25 protein-coding genes are annotated in these 26,556 nt (G+C 64.2%); 5 read left to right on the forward strand and 20 right to left on the reverse strand.

Features of this window, described 5'->3' with window-relative positions:
- The first annotated feature begins 17 nt into the window (after window positions 1–17).
- Together fabI and Q0897_RS08485 are read left to right on the forward strand one after the other, a co-directional pair.
- Window positions 18–809 (forward strand): enoyl-ACP reductase FabI, encoded by a 792-nt coding sequence (fabI, locus tag Q0897_RS08480; protein WP_299309099.1) that lies wholly within the window; start codon window positions 18–20, stop codon window positions 807–809.
- Window positions 809–1,750, forward strand: coding sequence for a M48 family metallopeptidase (locus Q0897_RS08485; RefSeq protein WP_299308860.1), 942 nt, complete (start codon window positions 809–811; stop codon window positions 1,748–1,750). Before fabI ends, Q0897_RS08485 begins: the two co-directional genes overlap by 1 nt.
- Window positions 1,751–1,758: 8 nt before the next feature.
- Here the strand turns inward: Q0897_RS08485 and Q0897_RS08490 are convergent, their stop codons facing one another.
- The 17 genes from Q0897_RS08490 to Q0897_RS08570 form a co-directional block, all read right to left on the reverse strand.
- Entirely contained in the window at window positions 1,759–2,334 is a 576-nt protein-coding gene (locus tag Q0897_RS08490; RefSeq protein ID WP_299308861.1) for a hypothetical protein, read from the reverse strand.
- Between the two features lie 83 nt (window positions 2,335–2,417).
- Window positions 2,418–3,191 carry a cell wall hydrolase gene (locus Q0897_RS16095; RefSeq protein WP_366519915.1) on the reverse strand — a complete coding sequence of 258 codons (774 nt, stop codon included), beginning with the start codon at window positions 3,189–3,191 and terminating at the stop codon, window positions 2,418–2,420.
- Window positions 3,192–3,680: 489 nt separating this feature from the next.
- Window positions 3,681–5,405, reverse strand: coding sequence for a hypothetical protein (locus Q0897_RS08500; RefSeq protein WP_299308862.1), 1,725 nt, complete (start codon window positions 5,403–5,405; stop codon window positions 3,681–3,683).
- 51 nt (window positions 5,406–5,456) lie between these two features.
- Window positions 5,457–7,100 carry a cadherin repeat domain-containing protein gene (locus Q0897_RS08505; RefSeq protein ID WP_299308863.1) on the reverse strand — a complete coding sequence of 548 codons (1,644 nt, stop codon included), beginning with the start codon at window positions 7,098–7,100 and terminating at the stop codon, window positions 5,457–5,459.
- 208 nt (window positions 7,101–7,308) lie between these two features.
- Window positions 7,309–7,554, reverse strand: a complete 246-nt coding sequence (locus Q0897_RS08510) for a hypothetical protein (RefSeq protein ID WP_299308864.1) — start codon at window positions 7,552–7,554, stop codon at window positions 7,309–7,311.
- Window positions 7,555–7,651: 97 nt separating this feature from the next.
- Complete coding sequence (locus Q0897_RS08515; RefSeq protein WP_299308865.1) at window positions 7,652–8,791, reverse strand: HlyD family efflux transporter periplasmic adaptor subunit; 1,140 nt, start codon at window positions 8,789–8,791, stop codon at window positions 7,652–7,654.
- Between the two features lie 18 nt (window positions 8,792–8,809).
- The gene (locus tag Q0897_RS08520; RefSeq protein ID WP_299308867.1) at window positions 8,810–11,146 is read right to left on the reverse strand and encodes an ATP-binding cassette domain-containing protein; all 2,337 of its coding nucleotides are present in this window, start codon (window positions 11,144–11,146) and stop codon (window positions 8,810–8,812) included.
- Entirely contained in the window at window positions 11,136–12,440 is a 1,305-nt protein-coding gene (locus Q0897_RS08525; protein ID WP_299309100.1) for a TolC family protein, read from the reverse strand. Before Q0897_RS08525 ends, Q0897_RS08520 begins: the two co-directional genes overlap by 11 nt.
- Window positions 12,441–12,896: 456 nt before the next feature.
- Window positions 12,897–13,475 carry a hypothetical protein gene (locus Q0897_RS08530; RefSeq protein WP_299308869.1) on the reverse strand — a complete coding sequence of 193 codons (579 nt, stop codon included), beginning with the start codon at window positions 13,473–13,475 and terminating at the stop codon, window positions 12,897–12,899.
- 91 nt (window positions 13,476–13,566) lie between these two features.
- Window positions 13,567–14,100 carry a demethoxyubiquinone hydroxylase family protein gene (locus tag Q0897_RS08535; RefSeq protein ID WP_299308870.1) on the reverse strand — a complete coding sequence of 178 codons (534 nt, stop codon included), beginning with the start codon at window positions 14,098–14,100 and terminating at the stop codon, window positions 13,567–13,569.
- The gene (locus Q0897_RS08540) at window positions 14,097–14,597 is read right to left on the reverse strand and encodes a disulfide bond formation protein B (RefSeq protein ID WP_299308872.1); all 501 of its coding nucleotides are present in this window, start codon (window positions 14,595–14,597) and stop codon (window positions 14,097–14,099) included. The genes Q0897_RS08535 and Q0897_RS08540 overlap by 4 nt, the downstream gene beginning before the upstream one ends.
- 8 nt (window positions 14,598–14,605) lie before the next feature.
- Window positions 14,606–15,958 (reverse strand): S41 family peptidase, encoded by a 1,353-nt coding sequence (locus Q0897_RS08545; protein WP_299308874.1) that lies wholly within the window; start codon window positions 15,956–15,958, stop codon window positions 14,606–14,608.
- Between the two features lie 76 nt (window positions 15,959–16,034).
- The gene (locus tag Q0897_RS08550) at window positions 16,035–16,529 is read right to left on the reverse strand and encodes a peptidoglycan DD-metalloendopeptidase family protein (protein ID WP_299308875.1); all 495 of its coding nucleotides are present in this window, start codon (window positions 16,527–16,529) and stop codon (window positions 16,035–16,037) included.
- A 4-nt stretch (window positions 16,530–16,533) separates the two neighbouring features.
- Window positions 16,534–16,956, reverse strand: coding sequence for a 23S rRNA (pseudouridine(1915)-N(3))-methyltransferase RlmH (locus tag Q0897_RS08555; protein ID WP_299308877.1), 423 nt, complete (start codon window positions 16,954–16,956; stop codon window positions 16,534–16,536).
- Window positions 16,957–17,001: 45 nt separating this feature from the next.
- Window positions 17,002–17,418, reverse strand: a complete 417-nt coding sequence (gene rsfS / locus Q0897_RS08560) for a ribosome silencing factor (RefSeq protein ID WP_299308878.1) — start codon at window positions 17,416–17,418, stop codon at window positions 17,002–17,004.
- A gap of 130 nt (window positions 17,419–17,548) precedes the next feature.
- Window positions 17,549–18,217 carry a nicotinate-nucleotide adenylyltransferase gene (locus tag Q0897_RS08565; protein ID WP_299308879.1) on the reverse strand — a complete coding sequence of 223 codons (669 nt, stop codon included), beginning with the start codon at window positions 18,215–18,217 and terminating at the stop codon, window positions 17,549–17,551.
- 29 nt (window positions 18,218–18,246) lie between these two features.
- On the reverse strand, window positions 18,247–19,536 hold the full coding sequence (locus Q0897_RS08570) for a glutamate-5-semialdehyde dehydrogenase (RefSeq protein WP_299308881.1): 1,290 nt from the start codon (window positions 19,534–19,536) through the stop codon (window positions 18,247–18,249).
- 73 nt (window positions 19,537–19,609) lie between these two features.
- Between Q0897_RS08570 and Q0897_RS08575 the strand changes: the two genes are divergently transcribed.
- Window positions 19,610–19,828, forward strand: coding sequence for a hypothetical protein (locus Q0897_RS08575; protein ID WP_299308882.1), 219 nt, complete (start codon window positions 19,610–19,612; stop codon window positions 19,826–19,828).
- 14 nt (window positions 19,829–19,842) lie between these two features.
- Here the strand turns inward: Q0897_RS08575 and Q0897_RS08580 are convergent, their stop codons facing one another.
- The 3 genes from Q0897_RS08580 to Q0897_RS08590 all read right to left on the reverse strand — a co-directional run bounded on the left by Q0897_RS08580 (window position 19,843) and on the right by Q0897_RS08590 (window position 23,582).
- Window positions 19,843–21,528, reverse strand: coding sequence for an AMP-binding protein (locus Q0897_RS08580; protein ID WP_299308884.1), 1,686 nt, complete (start codon window positions 21,526–21,528; stop codon window positions 19,843–19,845).
- A gap of 174 nt (window positions 21,529–21,702) precedes the next feature.
- Window positions 21,703–22,383, reverse strand: a complete 681-nt coding sequence (locus tag Q0897_RS08585; protein WP_299309101.1) for a DUF1013 domain-containing protein — start codon at window positions 22,381–22,383, stop codon at window positions 21,703–21,705.
- A gap of 200 nt (window positions 22,384–22,583) precedes the next feature.
- On the reverse strand, window positions 22,584–23,582 hold the full coding sequence (locus Q0897_RS08590; protein ID WP_299308886.1) for an NAD(P)H-quinone oxidoreductase: 999 nt from the start codon (window positions 23,580–23,582) through the stop codon (window positions 22,584–22,586).
- 190 nt (window positions 23,583–23,772) lie between these two features.
- On the opposite strand from Q0897_RS08590, the gene Q0897_RS08595 reads away from it, so the two are divergent.
- Window positions 23,773–23,973: a DUF1192 domain-containing protein gene (locus tag Q0897_RS08595; protein WP_299308887.1), complete on the forward strand. Its 201-nt coding sequence runs from the start codon at window positions 23,773–23,775 to the stop codon at window positions 23,971–23,973.
- A 193-nt stretch (window positions 23,974–24,166) separates the two neighbouring features.
- Window positions 24,167–26,551: an ATP-dependent Clp protease ATP-binding subunit ClpA gene (gene clpA, locus Q0897_RS08600; RefSeq protein ID WP_299308889.1), complete on the forward strand. Its 2,385-nt coding sequence runs from the start codon at window positions 24,167–24,169 to the stop codon at window positions 26,549–26,551.
- Window positions 26,552–26,556 lie beyond the last annotated feature (5 nt).

Here is a 26,556-nt window from a genome sequence, read left to right on the forward strand (position 1 = left end):
CGGCAACCGGCAATCTGATGCAGGGCAAGCGCGGTCTCATCATGGGGCTGGCGAACGATAAGTCGCTGGCCTGGGGCATAGCCCGCGCCCTGCGCGCGCAGGGGGCGGAGCTCGCCTTTTCGTACCAAGGCGAGGCGCTGGCCAAGCGAGTGAAACCACTCGCCGAAAGCCTGGGCAGCGATTTCCTCATCGAATGCGACGTGTCCGACATGGAGCAGCTCGATACCGCTTTCGCAAAGCTGGAGCAGCGGTGGGACAGCCTCGATTTCATCGTCCATGCCATCGGTTTTTCGGACAAGACCGAATTGCGCGGGCAATATGTCGATACCAGCCTCGACAATTTCCTGAAAACGATGAACATTTCGGCCTACAGCCTCGTCGCCGTGACGAAGCGAGCGATGCCGCTCATGCGCGAGGGCGGCTCGATCGTCACGCTGACCTATTACGGCGCGGAAAAGGTGATTCCGCATTATAACGTGATGGGCGTCGCCAAGGCCGCGCTGGAAACGAGCGTGCAATATCTTGCCAACGATCTGGGGCCGAAGAACATTCGCGTGAACGCGATTTCCGCCGGTCCGATCAAAACGCTGGCAGCGAGCGGGATCGGCGATTTCCGCTATATCCTCAAATGGAACGAACTCAATTCGCCGATGCGCCGCAACGTCACGATCGAGGATGTCGGTGGCGCGGGTCTGTACCTGCTCTCCGATTTGTCGAGCGGGGTCACGGGCGAGGTGCATCATGTCGATGCCGGCTATCACCTCATCGGCATGAAGCAGGAAGATGCGCCGGATATCGCGCTGAGCTGATGGCGGGCATGCCCCTGCCCTTCCCCCGCGCGATGCGCCGGGGCGCGGCGGTCCTGGCGGCGCTGGGGCTGCTCTGCGGGGCGCAGGCGCACGCCGATGACAAGCAGAACGCCCTGCGGCAGATCGCGCGGCTCGACCGGACGATCGCCGCGGTGGGGCACCGGCTCGCGCGTGGCAATGTCGGGCGCTGTGCCGACCGCGCGTTTCTTCCGGGCTTCAGCGTGCACGATCTGTCGCAATATTCGGCCGCGTTTCGCGATGCAGCGGTCGCTGAGTTTGCGCTTGGGCATGGGCCGCGCATCCTCGCCGTGGTGCCGGGCGGGGCTGCGGATCGGGCGGGATTGCGCGAGGGCGACCTGCTGCGCGCGCTGGACGGTGTTCGCGTGAAGGCATCGACCATTGATGACGATGGTGCCAGCAAGGCCGGGATCGAAGCGCTCGAGGAAACCGTGATCGCCGCGTTCGTCGATGGCCAGGCGTCGCTCGAGATCATGCGTGACGGCCGCGCCATGACGGTCGACATAGTCGGCGAGCCGGGCTGTGCCACGCGTTTCCACCTCGAACCGTCTGCGAAGTTGAACGCGCGCGCAGACGGGACCTATGTCGTCGTGACCACCGCCATTTCCGGCGTGGTCAGGGACGAGGGGGAGCTTGCCGCCGTGCTCGCCCACGAACTGGCGCACAACACGTTGCGTCACCGGGCGTATCTCGACCGGGTAGGGCGCAAATCCGCGAATGTCCGCGCGACCGAAATCGCCGCCGATCGTGAGAGTATCCACCTGCTCAAAAATGCAGGCTATGATCCGGCGAGCGCAGTGCGTTTCTGGGAAAATTTCGGGCCGCGCCGACGCAGCCTGTTTGCCGGACGCGACCATCCAGGCTGGCGCACGCGCGTGCGGCTGATGCGCGCCGAATTCGGGCAATTGCCTGCCGGAAGATAGCGACGGCTTTAACGATTCTTCAAAAACGCACGGAACTGCGGCGAGCGGGCCGCGCTCTCCCAGAATTCCACGACAGCCGGTTGAAACGCGTCGATCGCGCGTCGGCATACCGTTGGTCCGCCGAGCGCACCCACATCGAACTTGAACCTGTTTTCATGACGGTACTGCGCCCCGTCCGCCGCGGTAAGCACCACTGCAATATCCCACGCCCCGCCAAATACCGGATCGCGGGTGAAGGACAGCGTCTCGATCGCGCCGTCGATCACGGGGGCGTCCTGCTCCGCGTAAAGACCGCCGACGGTCAATTCCTCGACCAGGGCATTGCGGATATAGCCCGATGGGCCGGTCCAATCGGGATCGTCCGCCACCTTGAGCGAGCAGGCCGAGAACAGGCCCGTATCCGTCGCATCGGCGAGACTCTCCGGCGCGTTTCCGAACGAACCGACCGATACGCGTGTGGCGCCGACCTGTTGAAGATAGAACAGGGTATCGCGTGAGGGAGTATAATTAGCGACGCCCGGGGTCTGGCACCCGCCCAGCCCGATCGCGACGAGGGCGATCCCGAATTTCCAAAAGGCCATCATGCTTTCCATCTCGATGCGCGGGGACGAACCTCGCTCTTATGCGGGTGTGGGCCGCGACGCCAGTGGGAGTTGCGGCCCCCCGATCAATCGAGAACGATCTGCGGCCGTGATCGCGTCGAGGAGGGTCCGGCCGGTCCCTTTCCCGACGACGGCGAGCCTTTCGGCGCAGTCGCGGACGCACCGGCGGCGGACCGGACGGATGCCGCAATTCGCCGATCAATCGCGTTGGGCTCCGGATCGCCGGTTTCTTTATAGTCCAGGATCGCGAAGCGGTCGATCTCGTCGGCCTTATCCTCCGGCGCGGTCGGCACAGCGGCAAGCGCGGGGTTGGCCGCGAGGCGCTGCGGCAGGTCCGCCACCGAATCCGGGGCCGGCGCTGGTTCCAGGCGGGCGGCTTCCTCCCCGGCGTAGCGTTCGGCGAATGCGGCAGCGCGGCCCGCCCGGCCGGGCGAGCGGTAGAAGATATGCGTGCCGACCACTGCGGTCTTCAACAGGCTCTGGCTCCAGTATGGAACGACGTAGTCCGCGTGATAATGCGTCGAGAGACCCACCGGGGCATAGACCGAACCCGCAAGGGCGTCCTCCGCGATCTCGCGCGCCTGGGCGAGGCGGCGGGGTACTGGCGCGCGTGCGAGCGAGCCGTCGCAGGTAAAGGTGAACTGACACCCTGTACGCCGTTCGGCACCCTGAAACACGACGCCGCACACGCTATTGGGATAGGCCTTGTGACGGACCCGGTTGAGAACGACCTGCGCCACGCCGCGTCGGCCATCCGCGCCTTCCATTCCGGCCTCGTAATAGATCGCCGTTGCCAGGCAATCGACCGCGCGGGCGCGCTGCGACGCTGCTGCGAACATCGGCTTGAACGCACGGGAGGGCGTGACAGCGTCTTTTGCGAAGGGCTGCTGCGCGTTAATCGCGCGGGCATCCTCGGCCAAGAGCGGGCGTATCTTGTCGGAGGTCAGATCGTTTAGGTGGATTGGACGCTTATCCGGTGCGTCGTCAGGCGGCTCGGAGACGCTTATCAGATTTTCCCGGACGTACTCATGAACCGCCAGGCCGATTAGGCCCGCAATCGAACAGACAAGGATCAGCACAGCAATGCTATAAGGCGGCCGAAGCAATCGGACCGCTGATCGCCGGAGCCATCGATGCTCGAAAGTTAGACGCGATTGCACTTGGAACACATCTCAGGACGCGAGGAACGAGTCAAACGCCGTAGCTGAGAAACTCGATACGCCCGATGAACCGTTGCATCGCATTCCGCTTATAAAACAGAAAACCCCCGGCCCAAACGGACCGGGGGTCAACTGTTTGCAAGATGCCGAAGCAGCTTACATCATGGCTTAGGCCACCGGCATTTCTTCGATAGTGATGTAACCGGTCGCGTCATAGCTGACCGTCGATGCATCAACACCTTCAAGCGTAAGCGTAAAGCCCTGGAAGCCATTGCTCGAATTGCCCGCGAATGCTTCGTCCTCGAAATACAGAATGGTGTCGTCACCGCTCTGCTGCACGAAGACTTCAAGCACGTTCACGTCACCCTGGTTGCTCGCATCAAGGTCGGTCGTCGCGCTGATGTTCGACAACGTGAAGCCCGAACCAACGAAGAGGATGTCATCACCCGCAGCGTCGAAGAGGTTGATGCTTGCCGCACCATCAAGGTTATCGCCGCTAAGGATATAGACGTCGCTCCGCGCGGTGGCAGTAAGATCCGCGGTATCCTCGATCGCGACGGGGAGTTCGTAGCCCAATTCGACGATGGCGTCCTGAGCGTCCGTCACGTCTCCGGCAAGGTCGTCATACTGAGTCACCAGTGCCTGAGCCTCGGTGACGGCCTCTTTCAAATCCGCACGATCTTCGATTTCCTGATTGGCAGCTTCGACGGCATCTTCTGCATCGAACAGTGCTTCGGTCAGCGACGCATTATCGAAGAAAGCTTGCGTAAGCGCGCCAGTTTCGGCGTTGTAATATGTTTCGACCGGCTGAGCCAGATCTTGGCCGTCGAGTGCTTCGACCGAAACGATATCGCCCTGGAAGGTGTTTTCGGCACTCTCCATGTCCACGACCGACTGAAATACCGCACGGGCGTCGGCAAGAAGCGCGGTGAATGCCGCGGTATTCGGCGCCGTTCCAACCACTTCCAGGCCGGTCCCAGCGGTGTTGACGCGAATGGCTGCGGTGCCATCCGAATACGCTACAACCGTTTCGCCGCCCTCGAAGTTCGCCATGTCGTCGATCGTGATCGGCACGCCGGCGCTATTCATCGCAAGTGCCACATCATTCGTGGTGAGTGCATTGTAAGATGCAACTTCGCCAACCAGAGCAGCGTAGTCCTGACCCGCTTCGGTACGTGCGGCGATATAGGCCTGCTGCGACGCTTCGAGATCATCGATTGCAGCGGCAAGACCATCGACGTCTGCGATTGCGGCTTCCGCAGCGGTCACCGCGTCCTGAGCGTCGGTCAGGTTCGCACGCAACTGCGCATCGGAACCCGCAGCATTGTCGGGGTCGAGGTTGCCATCGGAATCACGACCCTCGATGTCATACTGCAGCTGGGTCCGTGCTTCCTTAAGGTTGACGTCCAACGCAGTTTCGTCGGTGAGGGTGTCGGGATCGTTGTCAACGTCGGCATCGTCGGATGCAAGGAACGTGTCGAGTGCGTCCTGTGCTTCCTGCAGGTTGTTGAGCGCCGTGGTCAGCGAATCTTCGGTTTCCGAACCCGCTTCGAGCGTGACTGCGGTCGAAGTGACAGTCTGGTCACCGAACATGACCGCGCCGTTCATAACCATGAGCGAACGGGTGTCATCATTGCCGAATTCGACATCGAGGCCGGCGGTGCCGACGGGGATGCTGACCGTTGCACCGGTCGCGACATTGGTGATGATTACGCGCGAACCGCTCAGGGCCGCGGTATACTCTTCGGCTTCGCCGGCGAGTTCAATGGTGTCGCCGCCATTGGCGAACGAAGCGTCAAGGGTCACGTTGCCGCTTACGATGGTGATGGTTTCATCGTTGCTGGTGCCAATGACGTCAACGTCATTGCCGCCCACGGTGACGTTGTCACCCATACCTTCAAGAATTACGCGTGCCATTTTATATCTCTCTTATGTCTATGAAAATTAAGCGATCGTGTCCGATGCGACAGCAACGTCGGCATAGGAGAAGAAGTCGAAACCGACGGCAGTTTCGGCAGTCGCCTGATCGAAAATCAGTCCAGCATCGTCGGCCAGAACGTCATCGAGAATGATCTCGCTGACCGTGCCGTTGTTGTTGAAGATAATCTGAAGATCGTTCGCGTCGTCGGGTCCGGTCGAGAAGCTGACCATGTCCGTATTCGAGAATTCGATCATGTCGCCTTCTTCGAAATTACGGATGATGGTGTAGCTCGCGATATCGGCATCGTCGGTCAGGAGGTAATCCATATCCCCGGAGTCGATGATGTTCGGCGTATTCGGGTTGTTGTCCGTGTCCGCCGTATCCAGATTCACCGTCGTGATGGCATCGTCGAGGTCATTCACGTTGATCGTGATGTCCTGGCTCGTCGCATTGCCTTCGGCGTCGGTTGCCGTCACGGTGATGGTGTAGCTGTCCTGCATCTCGAAATCGGGCGAGGCCACGAAGCGAACTTCGCCATCGTCGGCATCGATCGTGAAGGCGTCGGAATCGTCGCCGTCTTCGATGCTGTAGGTGATGGCGTCGCCTTCAGCGTCGGTCGCGTCGGCATCATAGACCACGGTCGCGACGTCGGAGTTCTCGTCGATGTCCACGGTCACATCATCGCCATTGGCGAACGTCGGCGCCGCATTTTCGGCCACATCGGTAATCGCGATGTTCACGTCCTGCGAAACCGAATTGCCTTCCGAATCCGTTGCGATGACGGTCAGCGTGTAGCTGTCCTGCATCTCGAAATCGGGCGAGGCCACGAAGCGAACTTCGCCGGTGTCGGGATCAATGGTGAAGGCGTCGAAATCGGCGCTGTCGGCGTCGATGCTATAGGTGATGTCATCGCCTTCGGCATCGGTTGCGGTCGCGGTGTAGACCACTTCGCCAGCGTCGGTGTTCTCGGCGAAATCGACATCAGTGCCCGACGTGAAGACAGGAGCGGCGTTGTCGGGCTCGGGATCGGGAAGGTCGATGTCATCGTCGTTGTCGTCGAGGACGGCATAGAGGCCGAGACCGGCAGCAGCGACCGCAGCAACGGCCAAGATCGGCGCGCCATTCGAATCGCCGCCGAGGGCGGAAGCCTCTTCGCCTTCATCGCCCGGTGCAGCGCGTGCGTCGTCAGCCGCGGCGATAGCTTCGAAAACAGCTGCTTCCGAGCCCATTGCGAGATCGACGGGTGCGTCCTGCGCATCGGCGTCGTCTTCGTCTTCCTTCTCGTCCTCGTCGAACACGGCATGGGCCTTCGCCTGAGCCTGGGCGGCATCAGCCATCTCGACGGGAGCTTCTTCCGACTCAACCTGCGGAACGGCGTCTTCCGAAACGGCTGCGGCGAGCGCGGCGAGTTCGGCTTCGGTCAACGGCTTCGCGGTTTCGGCAGTGTTCGCTGCGGTTTCCGGATTGGCTGCTTCGTTCGCGGGTGTTGCGGTCGAACCGGCCTGCTGGCCCTGCTCAACAGCAGTCGGTGCTTCGCTTCGTGTCATAATTCCGCTTTCCCTGAAATTTTGTTCAAGTTGATGTAACACCGGGGGCCATCTTTGTTCTGTCCCCTGACGCGCTGTGCATAACAGTTTCAATCGCCCCGCCAAACTGTTTTTTGCCAAAATGGGACAAGGGCGACACTGTTATATAGTCCCTGTTATCTGGTCCTTTTTCGGATTAACCGGGGCTGACACGCCGCTCGGTCTGTTCAAGACGACCCATGGGTAACAATCGGGTCGTTAATTCCAACGTTTCAATGACCTAAGGGGTTCCCCTTGGTCGCGGGCATTCGGCCGCGTTTCCGGAGGGCCATGGCCAACCCGCGTGTGATCAGGGGGCGAGCCACGGACGGAAACGAGGCTCCACGTGGCGCATTTGCAACTCTATGTGCTGAACCGTGCAGCCATCCTCGGTCAGCAGGTCGCGGACCGCGGCATCCAGCTCCCGCCAGCCGACTCCTTCGGCACGCAAACGTGCGAGCAATGCGAAGGCGCGATCCTCGTCCATCGCGTGCGATACGAACAACCGGTCGAGATTGTCGAAACATGCGGCAAGGTCGCCGCGCCACGCGGTCATCGCCGTCTCTCCGGTGGGGAAAAAACCTGATCCGTTGTGGAGGTAATGCCCCCGGCCGGCGCATCGTCGCGATGGGCCAGGCCGGGGATGGCGTCGATCATCGTTCTTCCAGTGCCTCGTCCGCCGTCTTGAGGATCGGCTTGGTGAGATAATGGAATACGGTCGTCTCGCCCGTCTTGATCTCCGCGGTCGCGGTCATGCCCGGTTGAATGGCGATGACTTCGTCGGGACGGCGCGGCCGCATCCGCGACGTGTCGACCTCCAGATTGGCGGCGTAGTAGCTGACCGGACCGTCGGGCGTTTCTTCGGTCAGCGTGTCGGCGCTGACATAGGTCACCTCGCCCTCCGCCGAACCGTAGATCGATGCATCATAGGCATCGAACTTCACTGCTGCTTGCTGTCCGGTGCGGATGAAGGCGATGTCGCTGGGCGGAATGCGCGCCTCCACGATGAGCGCGCCGCCGGTCGGCACGATCTGCAACACCTCGTCGCCGGGTTTCAGCACGGCGCCGATCGTGGTGTACTTGACGTTCACGACCACGCCGTCGGTCGGTGCGTAGAGCTCGGTCTGCTGCAACGCCTGCTGCCGCTGCGCGAAGGATTGCTCGGCGGTGGCAAGTTCGCCTTCGATCCGGGCGTATTCGGTCTGCAATTCCTGAAGATAGGCGTTGCGCCGATTGGTGATCTGCCCCTCGAGATCGGCGACGGTGCGCTGCATGCGCAGCACCTCGGACCGGCTGACGTCGCCGCTATCGACGAGCGGCATGTTCATGGCCAGCTCCTCGCGGACGAGTTTCAACATGGTCTCAAGATTGCTCAGCTCCTCGCGCAGGGCGCGGCGACGCTGATAGTAAAGCGCGCGCTGGTTCGCGATGAACTCGCCATCGCGCACGTCGGAGGGAAAGCGCAGCGGACGGTCAAACAGCTCGGCCTCGATCCGCGCCATCTGCGTGCGCAGATCCTCGACCGTGGCGACCGATTCCTCGACCGCGGCGGACTGCGTCACCTTGTCGAGCACAACCAGGAGCTGCCCCTTCTTCACGCGGTCGCCTTCGCGCACGAGCATCTGGCTGATGACCCCGCCTTCCGAACTCTGCACGATCTGCGTCCGGGCGGACGGGACGACCGTGCCCGGCGCGCGGGTAATCTGATCGAGCTCGGCCCAGAGCGACCAGGCAAGGAAACCCATGACGGCCGCGGCCGCCAGGGCGATGATGATATTCGATTGCTTGACCATGTCGATCCTCGGGAAAACTCAGGCGCCGGAGGGCGGCGTGTCGCCTGCGCCGGGTTTTGCGGATGGGCGCGGTTTGGGTGATGCGGATGCGTCGTCGCCGTCCTGTGCCGTGTTTCCGGCATTCTGCCCGGCATGGACGTGGCCCGACGCCGCGCGGTCCGGGGCCGGGGTATCTGGCGCCGGGGTATCGGCAGCGCCGCCGCCACTGCCCGATGCGCCGGACGAACGCCGCACGACCGTCGTCTCGCCGGTCTTGGTGGCGGTGACGCGCTGACGCTTTTGCTGCGTGACCTGTTTCTTGTCGGGCGTATTGCCGCGCAGCTTTTCCAGCACTTCCTTCGGCGGCCCGTCGAGCCGGAGCTGCCCGCTTGTGACCACGATCACGCGGTCGACAAGCGAGAGCAATTGCAGCCGGTGCGTCACCAGCACGAGCGTGCTGTCGCTGTCGAGCCCGGATTTTAGCGCGCCCAGCACCCGCGATTCCGTCGCCTGGTCGAGATTGGAGGTCGGCTCGTCAAGCAGCATCACCCGCGGCTTGCCCAGCATCAAGCGGGTCAGGCCGGACAGCGTGCGCTGCCCCCCCGAAAGCCCGCGCCCGCCTTCGGAAATCGGCAGATCCAGCCCCATCGGGTGCCCCGCGATCATCGGCGCGAGGCCGAGATCGCCCGCCACGCGCATCAGCTCATCATCGCCCGGATTGGCCATGCCGAGCAGGATATTGTCGCGCAGCGTCCCGTTCAGCATGCGCGTATCCTGCGGCAAATATCCGACATGCTGACGCAGGATATCCTCCGCCACGTGATGCATGTCGAGCCCGCCGATCGTCACCGAACCCTGCGCCGGCGCATACAGCCCGGCGAGCACGCGCAGCAGCGTCGACTTGCCCGAACCGATGCCGCCGATGATCGCCACGCGTTCGCCGGGCTTTATCTCCAGATGCGGAATATGCAGCCCCGAACGCGCCCCGGCATAGGCGAATTGCACGTTCTCCAGCCGGATCGGCCCGTCCAGCTTTTCCGGGCGCAGCGGCTCCATATCCGTCGGCCGGTCGAGCGGAAGCGCGAGAATTGCGTCCAGCATCGAGAGCGAGGACCGCGCATAGCCCCACTGAATGAGGAAATTGGGAAGCTGACTGACGAGCGGGCCGTTGATCCGCCCGGCAATGATCGCACAGGCGATCAGCGCGCCCATCGTCATCTTCCCGTTGCTGACCTGAATGGCGCCCAGCGCGATGATCGCGACATAGGCGATCTGCTGCAGGCTGCTGAAGATCGAGCCGGCGATTGCCTGCCAGCGTTTCACCGGGTCTTCGTGCAGCTGCAGCTCATCCATGAGCGTATTCCAGCGCGACAGCATGTGCCACCCGCCACGATTGGCCTTCACCGTCTCGACCGCGTCAAGCGATTCGACCAGCAGGCCGTTCTTGCGATTGCCGCTGACCTGCGCCTTGGCCGTGTCCTTGCGGATCAGCCGGGCAATGGTGAACGCCATGATGAGCGCAACCGGAAAGCTGATGATCGGCACGATGGCGACGATGCCGGCAAGGCTGGCGATGACGAAGATGAAGAACAGCGCAAAGGGCAGATCCGCGATCAGGAAGATCGAGGCCGAGCTGAGCAGCGAGCGCACCTGCTCCAGCCCGCGCAGCTGAGCCGCCATCGTGCCGATCCCGCCCGGCCGCGCATCGAGCCGGACGGCCTGCGCCCGAGCAAAGAAGAATTCCGACACCTCGGCGTCGATCTTCGCGGCCTCGCGCTCGATCATGAGCGAGCGCGTCGTGCGCAGCGCAAAATCGATGAGCAGCGCGAACAGCACGCCCGCGGTAAGCACCCAGAGCGTGGAAAAACCACTGCGCGGGATGACGCGGTCATAGACCTGCATCGAGTAGAGCGAGGTCGCCAGCGTGACGAGATTGATGACGATCGTCGCGACAACGGCGGAAAGAAACACCTTCTTGCGCAGCAAAAGCGAGCGCCAGAACACGGAAAGCGCGCTCGGCACGTCCTCCCGCTCGACCGAGCGGGGTAGGGCGAGTTCGAAGAATTTAACCCCGCTGCGATATTCCCAGCGCTCGTTCTTCTCGCCCGAATAGACGCGCAGCGTCTCGGTGCTTTCCCACTGATCCGCGATGCCCCACCCGCGCGACGGCGAGTGGATGAGCAGCGGAAACTGGTTCGGACGCGGGCGCCCGGTGACCTCGGTCGGCTCCTTCCACCCGGCGGCGTCGGCCAGCGCATAGATGGCGGAGGCGTCGTCGGGCTCATCGTTCTGCGTGTTCGCGTCCCAGTCGGGCGGCAATTCCACCCCACGTTGCCGCGCGAAGACTTCGACGAGTTGCTTGAGTTTACTCTTCACGTTCAGCTTCCATGAGATCGGCAGCGTCCATGCGGGCGCCAGTTTCCATGAGGTCGGGGCGCCATTCGCATGTGCGCAAGAGAAGGCGCGCCGCAGATGCCATCGCGGTCGTCTGCGCATCGACCAACGTGATCTGCGCCGCCATGCTTTCGCGCACGGCATTCATCACGTCGAGCCAGGTCCGCCGGCCGGTGATGAACTGCCGCACGAAGGATTCGGTGACATTATCGGTGGCGATCGCAGCGGCGTCGCTGCTCTCGATCGTTTCGGCAGACGTTGCGTTTTCCACCACGTCGAGGAGGATCGATTCGCGCAATTCGCGTTCGGCCACGGTGATCTGCAACAGGCTGGCCTGCTCGCGGAGCGCGGCGCCGCGCGCCGCGGCAAACGGCGCAAGCCCGCCCGAGGACTGCGCCGTGACGACCACGCCGAAACGCGTTCCGTAAATCTCGTCATCGGACAATTGCACGCCGACATTCGGCATGATCTGCGCCTTGGCAAGCTTGCGGTCGGCCTCGGCCACCTGCGCCTCGGCGGCAAAGCGCCGGCGGGTGGGGTCGCAGGTCAGCGCCTGCAGCACGGCCGAATCGGTCGGCGGGTGGTGCAGGGCGCGCGAATATTCGGGAATCGGACCCAGCTCGAAATCAGCATTTCCGGTGAGCTGCGCGAGCCGTTGCAGGCTCGTATACCGCTGCGCGATGGTCTGGCTGAGCTGCTGACGGACCTGCGCCGTGCGCGACTTGGCAAGGTCGAGATCGGAGCGCGGGCTGACTTCCTGCTCGACTCGGCGCGTCATCGATTCGACGAGGCGCTGATGCTCGGCCAGGCTGACGTTGAGGATCTTTTCACGCCGGGTGGCGCGCACCGCCTCGTAATAGGCGTTGATCGTCTGCATCGCGAGCTGCTGCGCCGTTTCGGCAAGCTGCGCATCGGCGACGGAAGACACCGCCTCGGCCCGCTGGATATTGCCGGTGATGCGCCCGCCGGTCCAGATCGGCTGCTCGATCTGTATCTGCGGGGCGAAATCGCTGCGCGCGTTGTCGCCGATCCGCCCGCCGACCGAAACGCTGGGAAAGCGCATCCATTGCGCCGCGTCCACATCCGCCTCGCTCGCCCGGATCCGCGCCTGCGCCGCGTCCATCGCGGGGTAGGTCGATACTGTGCGCGCCGCGGCCATGCCGAGCCGGTCCGGAACCGCGGGGGGCACCGGAATCGCCGTGTTCGCGGCGCGTATGTCCGCCGGGACCGGCGGCCCATAGCTATCCTGCGCGGCGGAATGCGCGACGCCAGCCATGAGCACGAGGCTCAGACCGGCGGCAAAACGCGACGCATGTTTCCTGACCGAGCATGAAAGATTACCCGGTTCGGCCTTTGAAACCAAAAGAGACACCTTCCCGAAGAAGCCCCGACCTGCCCGCCGTCAATCGCGACTGGCGAGCGGTCCCTAACACAGCGGCGCGAATATGCCGAACTTGGTTAACCTGTGCTTGCCGCCGGTGGAAATCGGGGCCAGGCCGCGAAAGGCAGACCGTTCGCACCCGTTTCCATCGGGAAACGCTCCGGTCGGCCCGTGCGCGACCACCGCATCGCGCCGGTCGAGCCTTTTTTCGAATCGCAAGCTAACGGTTCGGCCCACGCGGTCCGGCCACCCCGGGCCGCAATGGAATGGCCGCTCTCCTATATGCAATTGCCCATATCGCAAGGAGAATTTCGTCGCAGCCCTGCGACAATACCGTTCGAAAATGCGGGATCAGGGGTTGGGGAGCGCCGCGCCCATTTCGCCGGACGTTTCGCCCTCGGCCTCGCTTTCGGCGCGCAGGCGGGCTTCATATTGCTGCTCGAGCTGTTCGACGCGTTCCTGTTCCGCCGCCGCATCCTCGTCGATTTCGGCGAGCCTGCGGGCCCGTTCCTCGGCGATCAGCTGCCCGAAACGCACGTCGGAGCTGTTTTCCTTCTCGGCATAGGCTTCATTGATCCGCTCCGCTTCACAACCGGTGTAGCCGCCCGGCCCGACGGTGGAACAGCTTTGCGCACCGGTCGCGCCCACGTCGCGATTCGCCATGACGCGCTCGTTCCAGCTTTCGTTCTGCCGGCTGTCCGACTGTCGCAGCGGGGCGGGGATGCGGTAGGGATCCTCCTGCCGGACGCAGACGGTGATTTCCTGCTCCGTCGATTCGGGGCAGGGTTGATCGCCATAGACGATGACCTGGTTGACCGTCGGTTCGGCCGCATCCTGCGCCGCGGCGGGCATCGCGAACGCGCCCAACGTCATCGCGGTGACGAGCGCGGCGCCTTTTGCCCAGCGGGTGCGAAACTCAGGTCCGGTCATAATGCGTGCGCCTCCATGCGCGTCTTCATTCGTCTTCATACAGCCGCGACAGGCGTGAACCGGCGGTGAAGCCCGCCTCTCCGCATGGCCGTCATATGCGTTTCGACACCGCGATCGCCGCCTTGCAGCCGAGCCGGATTGCACCCGATAAAAGCGCATAGGCGGGCGCGCGTTCGGCGCCGCTTTCGATCGCGGTCTGGTGATGCTCGCGCTCTTCGTCGCGGAACTTGTGAATGATTTGCGAAAGCTCCGCATCATCGTCGCCCAGCGCGTCGAGCTGATCCGAATAATGCTTGTCGATCTCGGTCTCGACCGCGGCGGTGCAGGCCATCGCCGCCTCCGGCCCGATGAGAGCCGTCGCCGCGCCGAGCGCAAACCCCGCCACGTCCCAGAACGGCTGCAGAATCGTGGGCCGCACGCCCCGCTCGATCAGAAGCGCGTCGAAACGGGCGCGATGTTCCGCTTCCTGCGCGGCCATGGCGGCGATTTCATTGCTGCCCGGCACGCGGTCGCCCATCACGGCAAGCTGACCGGCATAGATGCGGGTGGCGCCGAATTCGCCAGCGTGGTCGACGCGCACCATGGCGTCGATGTCGTTCTGCCTGTCTTTCACCGCCTGTGTCATGCCCCATCAACGCGCAAACCGGCGCGCGGTGCCGAAAAGATCAGCGCGGCGATCGCCGCACCCGTCGAAATGAGGAAATTCCACCCCGCGAGCGATATGCCGAACAGGTCCCAGGGCGCCACGTCGCACCGGGTGATCGGCGCGTTCATGATTGCGTCGAGCGCGTTGCCGCCGCCGGTATCGGCATTCATCGCGCAGCTCGTCATACCTTCCCACCAGCCATATTCGACGCCCGCGTGAAACCCGCCGAGCAGCCCGGCGACAAGCAGCAGCACCGCGGCGATCCGCACCAGCCATGGCCGCATGTCGCCGCCCACGACGAAGGACAGCACCGCCGGCACCAGCGCCGCGAAATGCGCATAACGCTGCCACCAGCACATTTCGCACGGGAACAGGCCGAAGCCATATTGCGAGACATACGCCCCTGTCAGCAGCGCCGCAGGTACGATCGCGACGGTGGCCTGCGCCTTTCGCAGGGGACCGGGGCGGGGCGGCATGGCGATGCTCAATTGCTGCGGCGCTTGACCGGGACGTTGGCGAGCCGCGTATTGCGCAACGTCTGGATCGCGTAATGCAGCTGGAAATCCTCGATGCCGCGCTCTTCGAGCTGCTCCGCCGTCAATTGAAAGCGGGGATCCTCCATGAGATCGGCCTCCACCTCCTTGTCGTCCAGTTCCAGCTCGTTGATGAGATGGCCGCGCAGGTCGGATTCGCGCACCGTCCGCGCCGCGCGGGCGCGGGCATCGGGGTCGGAGATCTGCGGCACGCGAATATCGGGCGCGATCCCGCCCTCCTGTACCGACCGGCCCGACGGCGTGTAATACCGCGCCGTCGTCAGCTTGAGCGCGCTGTCGTTCGACAGCGGCACGAGCGTCTGCACGCTGCCCTTGCCGAAGCTGCGCTCGCCCATGATCAGCGCGCGATGGTGATCCTGCAACGCGCCGGCGACGATTTCGGAGGCCGAGGCCGAACCTGCATCGATGAGCACGACGACCGGAATATTCTTCGCGATATCGCCCGATCGCGCGGAATAGCTTTCATTGTCGCGCGCGAAACGGCCACGCTGCGACACGATCTGCCCTTTTTCGAGGAACAGGTCGGACAGGCTGATCGCCTCGTCCAGCAGCCCGCCGGGGTTGGAGCGCAGGTCGAGCACGATGCCTTCCGGCGCGCCGCCCATCTCCGCGCGGATCGATTCCATCGCGCGTTCCACCTCGCGGCCGACATTGGCGCTGAAGGTGGAGACGGTGATGATGCCGATCTTTCCTTCGACCGCATGTTCGACCGGGCGCAATTCGATGATGTCGCGGGTAATCTCCACCTCGAACGGCTCGTCGCGGCCGGGGCGGAACACGGTCAGCTCGATACCCGTGCCGGGCAGGCCGCGCATCTGCTCCACCGCCTCGTCCAGCGTCCCGCCATAGACCAGCTTGCCATCGAGATGGGTGATGTAATCGCCGGCCTTCAGTCCCGCCTCGTCCGCCGGGCTTCCGCGGGTGGGGGCGATGATCTTGACGACCCCATCCTCCATCGTGACCGAAAGGCCGAGCCCGCCATAGCTGCCCTCGGTCTGCGTGCGCAGGTTTTCGAAATCGGTCGCGTCGAGATAGGTCGAATGGGGATCGAGGCTGGCCAGCATGCCGTCGATCGCGCCGCGGATCAGCGTCTCGCTATCGACCTCGTCGACATAGGTGGACTGGATCCGTTGGTACACCGCCATCAATTCGCCGAATTGCGGTGCGCTGCGTCCATCGACGGCGGCAAGCCCCGCCGTCGCCACGGGCAGAAGCGCGAGCCCCGCCACCAGCGCCCCTGCGCGCAGGCGGGATTTGAAACGATGCGAAAGGGGGCGGGTCAACGTGGAAATGGCGAAATCCTTTGTCTTCGATCGCGCGTTCTATAGCCGATTGCGACTGAACGCCAGATGGCCGTTTTCACAGCCCCGCGCCTTCTGAAACGCGCAGCGGATCGATCGGCCCCCCATCGCGGCGCATCTGAAAGAAAATGCGCGCCGGGTCGCCGCCAGCCCGGCCCAGCAATGCGCCCCGACCCACCGGCTGTCCCGGCACCACCGACAATTCGCCAAGCCCTGCGATCACGCTGGTAAGCCGGGCCGGGTGGCGGATGATGACGACCATGCCATGGCCGCGAAACGGCCCGGCGAACGCGATTTCGCCGGCCCGCGGTGCGATTACCGGGGCGAAGGCACGGGCCGCGATGGCGACGCCGGGATTGCGCAAACCGGCCGCATCCCGCGCATGATAGGCGGACAGGATCGTACCCTCCACCGGAAGCCGACGGTTCGCGGCGGTGTCCCTGTCGCGCGGCGAGGGGCCATGTCCGGACGGTTCGCCGGCCGATGCGCCGGGCCCGGCGGCGGGCGCGAGCGGCATGGCGAGCGACACGAGCAGGATGAAGACGCCCCGCACGCATTCATCCCGAGCGGTGGTAGGGGTGGCCGGCCACGATGCTGGTCGCGCGCCACAATTGTTCGGCGAGCATGGCCCGCACCATGAGATGCGGCCAGGTCATCGGGCCGAAGCCGAGCAGGAGGTCTGCATCCCGGCGCGCCGCATCGCCGTGGCCATCGGCGGCCCCGATGAGAAAGCGCGCCTCGCGCACGCCGGTATCACGCCATTTGGACAGCAGCGCGGCGAAATCTTCGGACGACATCTGCTGCCCCCGCTCATCGAGCAGGATTTCGCGCGCCGGGGTCTGTGCCGCGGGAATGGAACCGCCGCTATCGGGCAATTCGGTCAGACGGACCGGCCAGGCGATCCGCTTCATGTAGCGGTCGACGAGCTCGGCTTCGGGGGAGCGGGCGATCTTTCCGCGGGCGATGATGTGCAAACGCATCGCGCGACCCTATCGCCCCGTCTCCCGCCGGTCCAGCCGGTCGGCTCAGGCGTTGCCGCCGTCGCCGAAGCCCCACATCCGTTCCAGATTGTAGAAGGTGCGGACCTCGGGCCGGAAGAGATGGACGATCACGTCGCCCGCATCGACCAGCACCCAGTCCGCCGCGGGCAGGCCTTCGATCCGCACGGGGCCAAAGCCGCCCTGCTTCACGCGCTCGGACAGTTTTTGCGCCATGGCGGCGACCTGCCGGCTCGAACGGCCCGATGCGATGACCATGTGGTCCGCGATCGAGCTTTTGCCCTCCAGCGGGATGGTCACGGTTTCCTGCGCCTGATCGTCGTCGAGCGATTGCAGGACGAGTTCGTGAAGCGAGCCCGGCTCTGCGTCGGCGGGGCTGGCGTAACCGGCAGTGCCGGTGGGGGTGTTGCCGGACGGTTCCGGCGTAATGTGCGCCTCGTTCATTATGGGGTGTTTAGGCCTCCCGATGTGGTCAAAAATATGGGGTCGCGGAAAAAAAGGTGCATCGATTCGCCGATGGACCGGTCGTGGCCGCGCCTTGTGCGTGTGAATGTGGCCCCTCTTGGGCCTCGGCTCAACCCTTTGGTTGCGATATGATGCGGCGGGTCACCCCGTCGCGCGGTCGCAGGGATGCGTGATCCGTTGCCCAGCCCGGCGATTTCGCGCGAATGGCGGTGGCGGAACGTGGGTCCGGATCGAATCGCAGGAACGCCCAGGCAGGCTGCTGTAGCGAAGCTTGCGAACGCCCTTTGTCCCGCAGACGCGCCGGCGACACGCGATAGCGGCGGAGCCATGCCATCGCCGGGCTGCGCAACGCGGCCGCATCATAACCGGGCCGTGCGATGACCGCGATCGGCAACAGCCGCGCAATGGCGCGCCAATCGCGCCAGCGGTGAAACTGCGCCAGATTGTCCGCCCCCATCAGCCACACGAATCGCCGTCCGGGATAGCGCCGGATCAGTGCACGCAGCGTATCGACGGTGTAACGGGTCTGCATCTGCGCCTCGATCGCGGTGGCACGGATGCGGGTGCCGCGCGCCATATCGCGCGCCGACGCCAGCCGGGCGGGGAGGGGGGCCATGCCCGCCTTTGCCTTCAACGGATTGCCGGGCGACACCATCCACCACACCTCGTCGAGGTGCAGGGCATCCATCGCGAACAGGCTGATTCGCCGGTGGCCGCCATGGGCGGGATTGAAACTCCCGCCCAGAAGCCCGGTGTGCACGGGATGCATGGCGGCCATTCAACCCGCCATGCGCGTGAAATGGCGCATCAGGGGCGCGTCTGCCCCGTGCCGCGCACCTGCCATTTGTAGGTGGTCAACCCTTCGAGTGCGACGGGACCGCGCGCGTGGAGGCGGCCGGTGGCAATGCCGATTTCCGCGCCAAGGCCGAATTCGCCGCCATCGGCGAACTGGCTGCTGGCATTGGCCATGACGATGGCGCTGTCCACTTCGTTGAGGAAGCGTTCGGCGGTGTCGTCATCGCTGGTGATGATGGCATCGGTATGGCCCGACGAATGCGCCGAGATATGCGCCAGTGCCTCGTCCAGACCGTCGACGATCTTCACCGCGAGGATGGCATCGAGATATTCGGTGTCCCAATCCTCGTCATCGGCGGCGTCGATCCGGCTGTCGAGCGAGCGCGCCCGGCTGTCACCGCGCAGGGCGCATCCCGAATCGAGAATTTTGGCCAGCAGTGCCCCGCTCTTCGGATAGTTCGCGTCGAGGAGCAGCGTTTCCAGCGCACCGCATACGCCGGTCCGGCGCATCTTGGCATTGACGGCGACCGCCTCTGCCATGTCGGGCGTGGCGGCGGCGTGGACATAGGTGTGGTTGATCCCGTCGAGGTGGGCGAGCACGGGAACCCGCGCCTCTTCCTGCACCCGCGCGACCAGCGACTTGCCGCCGCGCGGCACGATCATATCAACCTCGCCCGCTGCCTTGAGCAGCGCGCCGACCGCGGCGCGATCCTGCGTCGGGATCAGCTGGATCGCACCCTCGGGCACGCCCTTCGACAGTAGGCCGCGCGACATGGCGGCGTCGATGGCGCGGTTGGAATGCACCGCCTCGCTCCCGCCGCGCAGCAGCGCCGCGTTCCCGGCCCGCACGCAGAGTGCAGCCGCGTCGGCGGTCACGTTCGGGCGGCTTTCGTAAATGATGCCGATCACGCCGATGGGCACGCGCACGCGCGACATCTTCAGGCCGTTGGGCATTTCGGAACGGTCGATCACGTCGCCGACGGGATCGGGCAGGGCGGCGACATTTTCCACCGCGCTGGCAATCCCCTCGAGCCGTTCCTCGTCCAGCTTCAGCCGGTCAAGCATGGCGGCGGGCAGGTCGCGTTCCTTGCCGGCGGCGATGTCCTTGGCATTGGCAGCGAGGATCGCATCCTTGTCCTCTCGCAGCGCAGCGGCGGCGGCGCGCAAGGCATCGGCCTTGTCGCCATCGGCCATGCCGGCGAGCACGCGCTGTGCGGCGCGGGCATCCTTGGCAAGGCGGGAGATCAGGTGTTCGGGCGTTTCCGCCTTCGTTTCGGGTTCAAGCGTCTGTGTCATGTTCATGGCCCATACATAGCATGTTGCACTGCAAAAGTCAGGGGTAAGCCCGGAATTTACGGCAAGATGTGCCCGATGCATGGTCAATGCAACCGTCGTGGCGCTGTTTGCCCTTTCGGCACGGCGGGGCGGGGCAGGGTTCCACCGCCGACCTCACGCCTCGCGCACTCTGGCGCAAAACGGCGCTCTGCTGCGCAATGGCATGCAGCATGCCGTGGGCAAGTCGAACGGTCGACCCGGCACCAGCCGGCCGCGTCCTGTTGCGCGTCCAACCGCCCCCACCGCCTATTTCACGTGAAACAACCCGCGGGATCAGGCGGGAACAGCCTCCTGTGCGCGCAAGGCCTTGCGGTCGAGCTTACCGATCATGGTCTTGGGCAGTTCCTCCCGCACGACCACGGCCACGACCCGCTCATGCTTGCCGAGACGGGCGTTCAGCCGATCCTTCAGCACATCGCCATCCTCGGCAAAACCATCGTTAAGCGTGATGAAGGCCTTGGGACTTTCCCCGCGATAGGCATCGGGCACCCCGATGACCAAGGCTTCCTTCACCGCTTCGAATTCGAGCAGGACGTCCTCGATCTGGCTCGGGAACACCTTGAAGCCGCCGACGCTGATCATGTCCTTGATCCGGTCGACGATATTGAGGAAACCATCCGCATCGACGGTCGCAACATCCCCGGTGCGGAAATAGCCATCGGCGAAATCGTCGCGCGAATCCTTGTTCCAGTAGCCCTTCATGATCTGCGGCCCCTTGATGGCGAGCTCGCCCGGCTCGCCCGGCGGGGCCGTTTGCGAAGGGTCTTCTTTGTTCAGCAGGCGAATGCGCGTGCCCGGCAGCAATTGCCCGATCGTTCCGGGCTTTTCGCCGTCCTCGTAAGGATTGGTCGACACCACGCCCGAACTTTCCGTAAGCCCGTATCCTTCGATCAGCTTCGCCCCGGTCGCCTGCTGAAACTTTTCCTTCAACGGGAGAGGCAAGGGCGCCCCCCCGGCAATGCACACCCGCAATGACGAGAAATCGGTATAGGCAGCCTCGCGCCGGTCGATCAGCGCCTGATACATGGTCGGAACGCCGGGAAGGGAGGTCGCCTTGACCCGCGCGATCGTTTTCAGCGTATCGCGCGCATCGAAACGCGGCAGCATCGCGATCATCCCGCCTACCAGCACGGTGCGATTGAGCACGCAGGTGTTGGCGAACACGTGAAACAGCGGGAGCACACCGACGATCACGTCCCGCTTGCCGCGATGAATGTCGACCCGCGCGACCTGGCGCGCATTGGCGGTGAGGTTCTGATGCGTCAGCATGGCGCCTTTCGGCACGCCGGTGGTCCCGCCCGTGTATTGAATCAGCGCGACATCTTCCATCGGATCGAGCGTGACCGGTTCGGGGTCGGTATGGCCCGCGATGAAGGCCCACAGGTCGACGATGCGGTCGCCCTCGGGAAGGTCCGACACCTGTTTTCGCCCGAACGCCCGCAGAAGCGCGCCCTTGCCCATCGGCAGCATATGCTTCAACCGCCCGACGACGAGCCGTTGGAGCCGCGATCTGTCGAGCACCTTGCACGCGGTGGGAAAAAGCGCGCTGCTATCAAGCGTGAACAGCGTGTCGATGCCCGAATCGTCAACCTGCGCGGCCAGTTCATCGACGGTATAGAGCGGCGAGAAATTCACCGCCGACGCGCCCGCAATCATGATGCCATAATAGGCCGTGATATACATCGGCACGTTCGGCAGGAACAGCCCGACGCGGTCGCCCTTGCCAATGCCCCGTGCCTGCAGCGCGGCGGCGATGCGCGATGCCTCGCGGTGCATCTCGCGATAGGTGAAGCGGCGTCCGTAGAAATCGACCAGCGCATTGTCGCCGGCGCGGTCCCGTGACGCCGCGAACATGGCCGGCATGGTCAGCGGTTCGAACTGCTGATCCCAGCTCCCCGGGTGGCGGTAATTCTCGACCAATGCGGTTTCGCCCGCATCCTGCGGGGGCCAATCGGACACGTGCTCACTCTCCTACTTACATCTTTGTAAGCTATTTTGCACAGTCCGCCCGTTCCTGCAAGCCGATCCGGTACCGGTTCCGCGCGGGCCAAGCGCATGAAAAAGCCCGGCTCCCGCAAACGGGGGCCGGGCTTTTTCATGCGCTTGCCGGATTGTCGCGGCGGATGGCGCGGATCAATCCTGCGCGTTGCCCTCGGCCTTGCGTGCGTCGAGCCAAGCCTGCGCCTCAGCTTCCTGCGCGGCTTCGACCGCGTCCTGCGCCGCCTGCACCCGCTCGGCCTTGAGCTCGTCGATGAGCGCCTGACGGTCGTCGGTGAGGCGGGTGTCGGTCTTGGGCTCCGCCTCGTCGGTGCCGGCCTTCTTCGCGGCCTTGGCAACCGCCGCGTCGAGCTCGCGCTGCGAACACAGGCCGAGCGTGACCGGATCCTTGGGATTGATGTTCTGAATGTTCCAGTGCGAGCGATCACGAATCGCGGCAATCGTGTTGCGCGTCGTGCCGATCATCTTCGAAATCTGCGCGTCGGAAATTTCCGGGTGGTTGCGCAGGATCCACGCGATGCCGTCCGGCTTGTCCTGGCGCTTCGACACCGGGGTGTAACGCGGACCCTTGGTGCGCTGCATCTGCACCGGCGCCTTGTGCATCTTCATGCGGTAGGACGAATCGTCCTGCGCCTTCTCGATCTCGGCATGGGTGAGTTCGCCGGCGCGGACGGGATCGCGCCCGGTGTATTTCTGTCCGGCCATGTCGTCGGCCATCGCCTGCACCTCGAGGATGTGGAGGCCGCAGAAGTCGGCGATCTGGTCGAAGGTCAGGGCGGTGTTGTCCACCAGCCAGCTCGCGGTTGCATGCGGCATCAGCGGAGTTGCTTGGTTCTGGCTCACGGGAAAACCCTCTGGCTTGGCCCCGGCGGGCCGGGAACGGCCTGCGCGCGGGGGTTGAATACGATAAGGGCCGCCCCTTCCCGGAGCGGCCGCTTGCCCGTGCCGATTACGCCATAGAGCGCACAAGGGCAAGCATTAGTGGCAGACCGGGGGCAGGGCCCCAGCCCGCGCACTCACCCCTCGACGTCGAGCACGACCTTCCCGATATGGTCGCCGCTGTCCATGTAGGCATGGGCATCGGCCACGTCAGCAAGCGCGAAACGGCGGTCCATGACCGGGCGCAGCTGTCCGTTTTCGACGAAGGGCCAGACCACCCGGCGGATTTCCTGCGCCAGCGCGGCCTTGAAATCGGCGCTTCGCGGGCGGAGCGTGGAGCCGGTGAGGTGGAGGCGCTTGCGCATGACATTGCCCATGTTGATGGTCGCCTTCGCCCCGCCGAGCACCGCGATCGTCACGTGCCGCCCATCGGGGGCGAGGCATTCGATATTGCGCGCAACATAATCGCCCGACATCATGTCGAGCACGACGTTCACGCCCTTGTCCCCGGTGATGCAGGCGGTTTCGGCGACGAAATCCTGCGTCTTGTAATTGATGGCATGATCCGCCCCGATGCGCAGCGCGGCCTCGCATTTTTCATCGCTTCCGCAAGTCACGATCGTGCGCACCCGGAATAGTCTCGCGAGCATTGCGGCCATCGTGCCGATGCCGCTCGTCCCGCCATGCAGCAGCATCGTGTCGCCATCCGCGGCCGATCCGCGGTCGAACACGTTGTGCCACACGGTGAACAGCGTTTCGGGCATGGCCGCGGCCTCCGCCATGGACAGCCCGTCCGGCACCGGCAGGCAATGGCGCCCATCCGCCACGCAATATTCCGCATACCCACCACCCGATACCAGCGCGCAGACCCGGTCCCCTTCCGCCAGCATATCCACCCCGTCGCCCAGCACCGCGACCGTGCCCGATATTTCGAGACCGGGAATGTCCGGCGCACCCGGGGGCGGGGGGTATTTGCCCTCGCGCTGGATGATGTCGGGACGGTTCACCCCGGCATGGGCGACGCGGATGAGCACCTGCCCCGGACCCGGTTTCGGGCGGGCCACGGTCTGCGTCCGTGCGACTTCGGGACCGCCGGGTTTTTCGAAAAGCACCGCGGTCATCTCGTCCTGCGTCATCGCAATTCCTTCCATCACTGGGAACGGGTTATCCTGAACGGGCCATCGCCGGGCTGGGCGCACGGCTCGCGTGCCGGCCCATGCAAGGATGGCCATGCAAGGATGGCATGTGGATTTCGCGCCACAATCGAACCGTTAACGCGCTACCGTGTTGACAGCAAGCCGATCACGGCCAACATTGTGCACTGCAATGGACGGCGACGATCTTCCACGCACGAAGGGCGATCTGGCGAGCATGCTCGCAGCCGAATCGCTCGATTCCCTGTCACAGGATGAATTGCGCGATCGTATCGGGCGCCTCGAACTGGAAATCGCGCGCACCCGTTCCCACATGGAGAATGCGGACCGGCACCGTCGGGCGGCAGAGCTTTTGTTCAGGCCGCCTGCGTGATGGTTCGCGCCGCCTCGCCCATGCGAATGGTGGCGTGCGTTTCGCCTGTGCGGATCCCCGGACAGACCCGCCCGGACAGACCCGGGATGAATCGCGCGAAAGCCCGTGCGGACCACGGCATTCGCGTTCCGTTCATACCCGGTATCGTATCATCGGTCCCGCAATCAGATTTCGGCAAGGATTGAAGTAAGATATGCCCTCATTTGCCCAGAGCCTCGAAAAGACGCTGCACACCGCGCTCGCCAATGCGGCAGAGCGCAGTCACGAATATGCGACTCTGGAACATCTCCTGCTCGCACTCATCGGCGATGACGATGCCGCGCAGGTCATGGAAGCCTGCGGCGTCGACACCTCCGAACTGGGCGGCGTGGTGAAACAATATCTCGATCAGGAGTATCAGTCGCTCAAGACCGCGGAAAAGGCCGACCCGTCCCCCACCGCCGGGTTTCAGCGGGTGATTCAACGCGCGATCCTGCACGTGCAATCGTCGGGCAAGGATACCGTGACCGGCGCCAACGTGCTGGTCGCGCTGTTTTCCGAACGCGATTCCTATGCCGTCTATTTCCTGCAGCAGCAGGATATGAGCCGCCTCGACGCGGTCAGCTTCATCAGCCACGGCATCGGCAAGACCGGCCGCGCCGAAGCCGGCCCGGCCAAGGGTGCGGACGACGAACCCCGTGCCGAGGAAAAGGCCGAGGGCAAGGGCAAGAAGGAAACGGCACTCGACCAGTTCACGGTCAATCTCAACGACAAGGCGCGCGGCGGGAAGGTCGATCCGCTGATCGGCCGCAATTCCGAGGTCGATCGCACGGTGCAGATCCTGTGCCGCCGGTCGAAGAACAACCCGCTCTATGTCGGCGATCCCGGTGTGGGCAAGACCGCGATCGCGGAGGGCCTGGCGCGCAAGATCGTCGAGGGGCAGGTCCCCGAGGTGTTGCAGGATGCCGTCATCTATTCGCTCGACATGGGCTCCTTGCTGGCGGGCACCCGCTATCGCGGCGATTTCGAGGAGCGGTTGAAGCAGGTCGTCTCCGAGCTTGAGAAAATGCCCGAGGCGGTGCTCTTCATCGACGAAATCCATACCGTGATCGGCGCCGGCGCGACCAGCGGCGGTGCGATGGATGCATCCAACCTGTTGAAGCCGGCGCTGTCGTCGGGTGCGATCCGGTGCATCGGGTCGACGACCTACAAGGAATTCCGCAACCATTTCGAAAAGGACCGCGCCCTGTTGCGCCGGTTCCAGAAGATCGACGTCAACGAACCGTCGGTCGAGGATACGGTGAAGATCCTGCGCGGCCTGCGCACCGCGTTCGAGGATCACCACAAGGTGAAATACACCCCCGACGCGATCAAGACCGCGGTGGAACTGTCCGCGCGTTACATCAACGACCGCAAATTGCCGGACAAGGCGATCGACGTGATCGACGAGGTCGGCGCGATGCAGATGCTCGTGCCGCCCAGCCGCCGGAAGAAGACCATCACCGCCAAGGAGATCGAGAAAGTCATCTCCACCATGGCGCGCATCCCGGCCAAATCGGTGTCGAAGGACGACAAGAAGGCGCTCGAAAACCTGAGCCGCGACCTGAAACATGTCGTGTTCGGGCAGGACCGCGCGATCGAGGTGCTGTCCACCGCGATGAAGCTGAGCCGCGCGGGGCTGCGCGATCCGGACAAGCCGATCGGCTCGTTCCTGTTTTCCGGCCCGACCGGCGTCGGCAAGACCGAGGTCGCGCGGCAGCTGGCCGACATCATGGGCATTCCGCTGCAACGTTTCGACATGTCGGAATATATGGAGCGGCACTCGGTTTCGCGGCTGATCGGCGCGCCTCCGGGCTATGTTGGCTTTGATCAGGGCGGCCTGCTCACCGATGCCATCGATCAGCAGCCGCATTGCGTGCTCCTGCTCGACGAGATCGAGAAGGCGCATCCCGACCTCTTCAACATATTGTTGCAGGTCATGGATAACGGGCGGCTGACCGACCACCACGGCAAGACAGTCGATTTCCGCAATGTCGTGCTCATCATGACGACCAATGCGGGCGCGGCCGACATGCAGCGCAGCGGCATCGGTTTCGGTGACGTATCGAAGGACGATGCGAGCGAGGAGGCGGTGAAGAAGATGTTCACCCCCGAATTCCGCAACCGTCTCGATGCGATCGTGCCCTTCGCCTATCTCGGCAAGACGATCGTCAGCCGCGTGGTGGACAAGTTCATCCTGCAGCTCGAACTGCAGCTCGCCGATCAGAACGTGCATATCCAGTTCGACAGCGATGCCCGCGAATGGCTGGGTGAACGCGGTTACGACCGGCTTTATGGTGCGCGTCCGATGGGCCGGCTGATCCAGGAAAAGGTGAAGCAGCCGCTGGCCGAGGAGTTGTTGTTCGGGAAGCTGGCACAGGGCGGCGAGGTCCATGTCGGCACGAAGGATGGCGAGGATGGCAAGCCGGTGCTGAATTTCGAGCTGACGCCCGCCCCTCCCAAGGCGGTGAAGAAGCGCAAGAAACCGAAAAAGGACACGCCGGGCGAGGAAGGCTCCGAAACGGGCACGACCTCCGGCGAACCCAGCGCCGAGGATTGAGTGAA

Source organism: uncultured Croceicoccus sp. (genome assembly GCF_947496385.1).
Taxonomy (GTDB): Bacteria; Pseudomonadota; Alphaproteobacteria; order Sphingomonadales; family Sphingomonadaceae; genus Croceicoccus.

Excerpts from the sequence above, each read along its gene's own strand:
- Q0897_RS08570 (WP_299308881.1), bottom strand. The coding sequence starts at position 19,536 with ATGAACATGACACAGACGCTTGAACCCGAAACGAAGGCGGAAACGCCC.
- clpA (WP_299308889.1), top strand. The coding sequence starts at position 24,167 with ATGCCCTCATTTGCCCAGAGCCTCGAAAAGACGCTGCACACCGCGCTC.
- Q0897_RS08555 (WP_299308877.1), bottom strand. The coding sequence starts at position 16,956 with ATGCGTTTGCACATCATCGCCCGCGGAAAGATCGCCCGCTCCCCCGAA.
- Q0897_RS08540 (WP_299308872.1), bottom strand. The coding sequence starts at position 14,597 with ATGCCGCCCCGCCCCGGTCCCCTGCGAAAGGCGCAGGCCACCGTCGCG.
- Q0897_RS08490 (WP_299308861.1), bottom strand. The coding sequence starts at position 2,334 with ATGATGGCCTTTTGGAAATTCGGGATCGCCCTCGTCGCGATCGGGCTG.
- fabI (WP_299309099.1), top strand. The coding sequence starts at position 18 with ATGCAGGGCAAGCGCGGTCTCATCATGGGGCTGGCGAACGATAAGTCG.
- Q0897_RS08530 (WP_299308869.1), bottom strand. The coding sequence starts at position 13,475 with ATGACCGGACCTGAGTTTCGCACCCGCTGGGCAAAAGGCGCCGCGCTC.
- Q0897_RS08510 (WP_299308864.1), bottom strand. The coding sequence starts at position 7,554 with ATGACCGCGTGGCGCGGCGACCTTGCCGCATGTTTCGACAATCTCGAC.
- Q0897_RS16095 (WP_366519915.1), bottom strand. The coding sequence starts at position 3,191 with ATGTTCGCAGCAGCGTCGCAGCGCGCCCGCGCGGTCGATTGCCTGGCA.
- Q0897_RS08525 (WP_299309100.1), bottom strand. The coding sequence starts at position 12,440 with ATGGCTGGCGTCGCGCATTCCGCCGCGCAGGATAGCTATGGGCCGCCG.
- Q0897_RS08590 (WP_299308886.1), bottom strand. The coding sequence starts at position 23,582 with ATGACGCAGGACGAGATGACCGCGGTGCTTTTCGAAAAACCCGGCGGT.
- Q0897_RS08515 (WP_299308865.1), bottom strand. The coding sequence starts at position 8,791 with ATGGTCAAGCAATCGAATATCATCATCGCCCTGGCGGCCGCGGCCGTC.
- Q0897_RS08595 (WP_299308887.1), top strand. The coding sequence starts at position 23,773 with ATGGACGGCGACGATCTTCCACGCACGAAGGGCGATCTGGCGAGCATG.
- rsfS (WP_299308878.1), bottom strand. The coding sequence starts at position 17,418 with ATGAACGAGGCGCACATTACGCCGGAACCGTCCGGCAACACCCCCACC.
- Q0897_RS08535 (WP_299308870.1), bottom strand. The coding sequence starts at position 14,100 with ATGACACAGGCGGTGAAAGACAGGCAGAACGACATCGACGCCATGGTG.
- Q0897_RS08485 (WP_299308860.1), top strand. The coding sequence starts at position 809 with ATGGCGGGCATGCCCCTGCCCTTCCCCCGCGCGATGCGCCGGGGCGCG.
- Q0897_RS08565 (WP_299308879.1), bottom strand. The coding sequence starts at position 18,217 with ATGGCCGCCATGCATCCCGTGCACACCGGGCTTCTGGGCGGGAGTTTC.
- Q0897_RS08500 (WP_299308862.1), bottom strand. The coding sequence starts at position 5,405 with ATGGGTGACAACGTCACCGTGGGCGGCAATGACGTTGACGTCATTGGC.
- Q0897_RS08575 (WP_299308882.1), top strand. The coding sequence starts at position 19,610 with ATGGTCAATGCAACCGTCGTGGCGCTGTTTGCCCTTTCGGCACGGCGG.
- Q0897_RS08585 (WP_299309101.1), bottom strand. The coding sequence starts at position 22,383 with ATGCCGCATGCAACCGCGAGCTGGCTGGTGGACAACACCGCCCTGACC.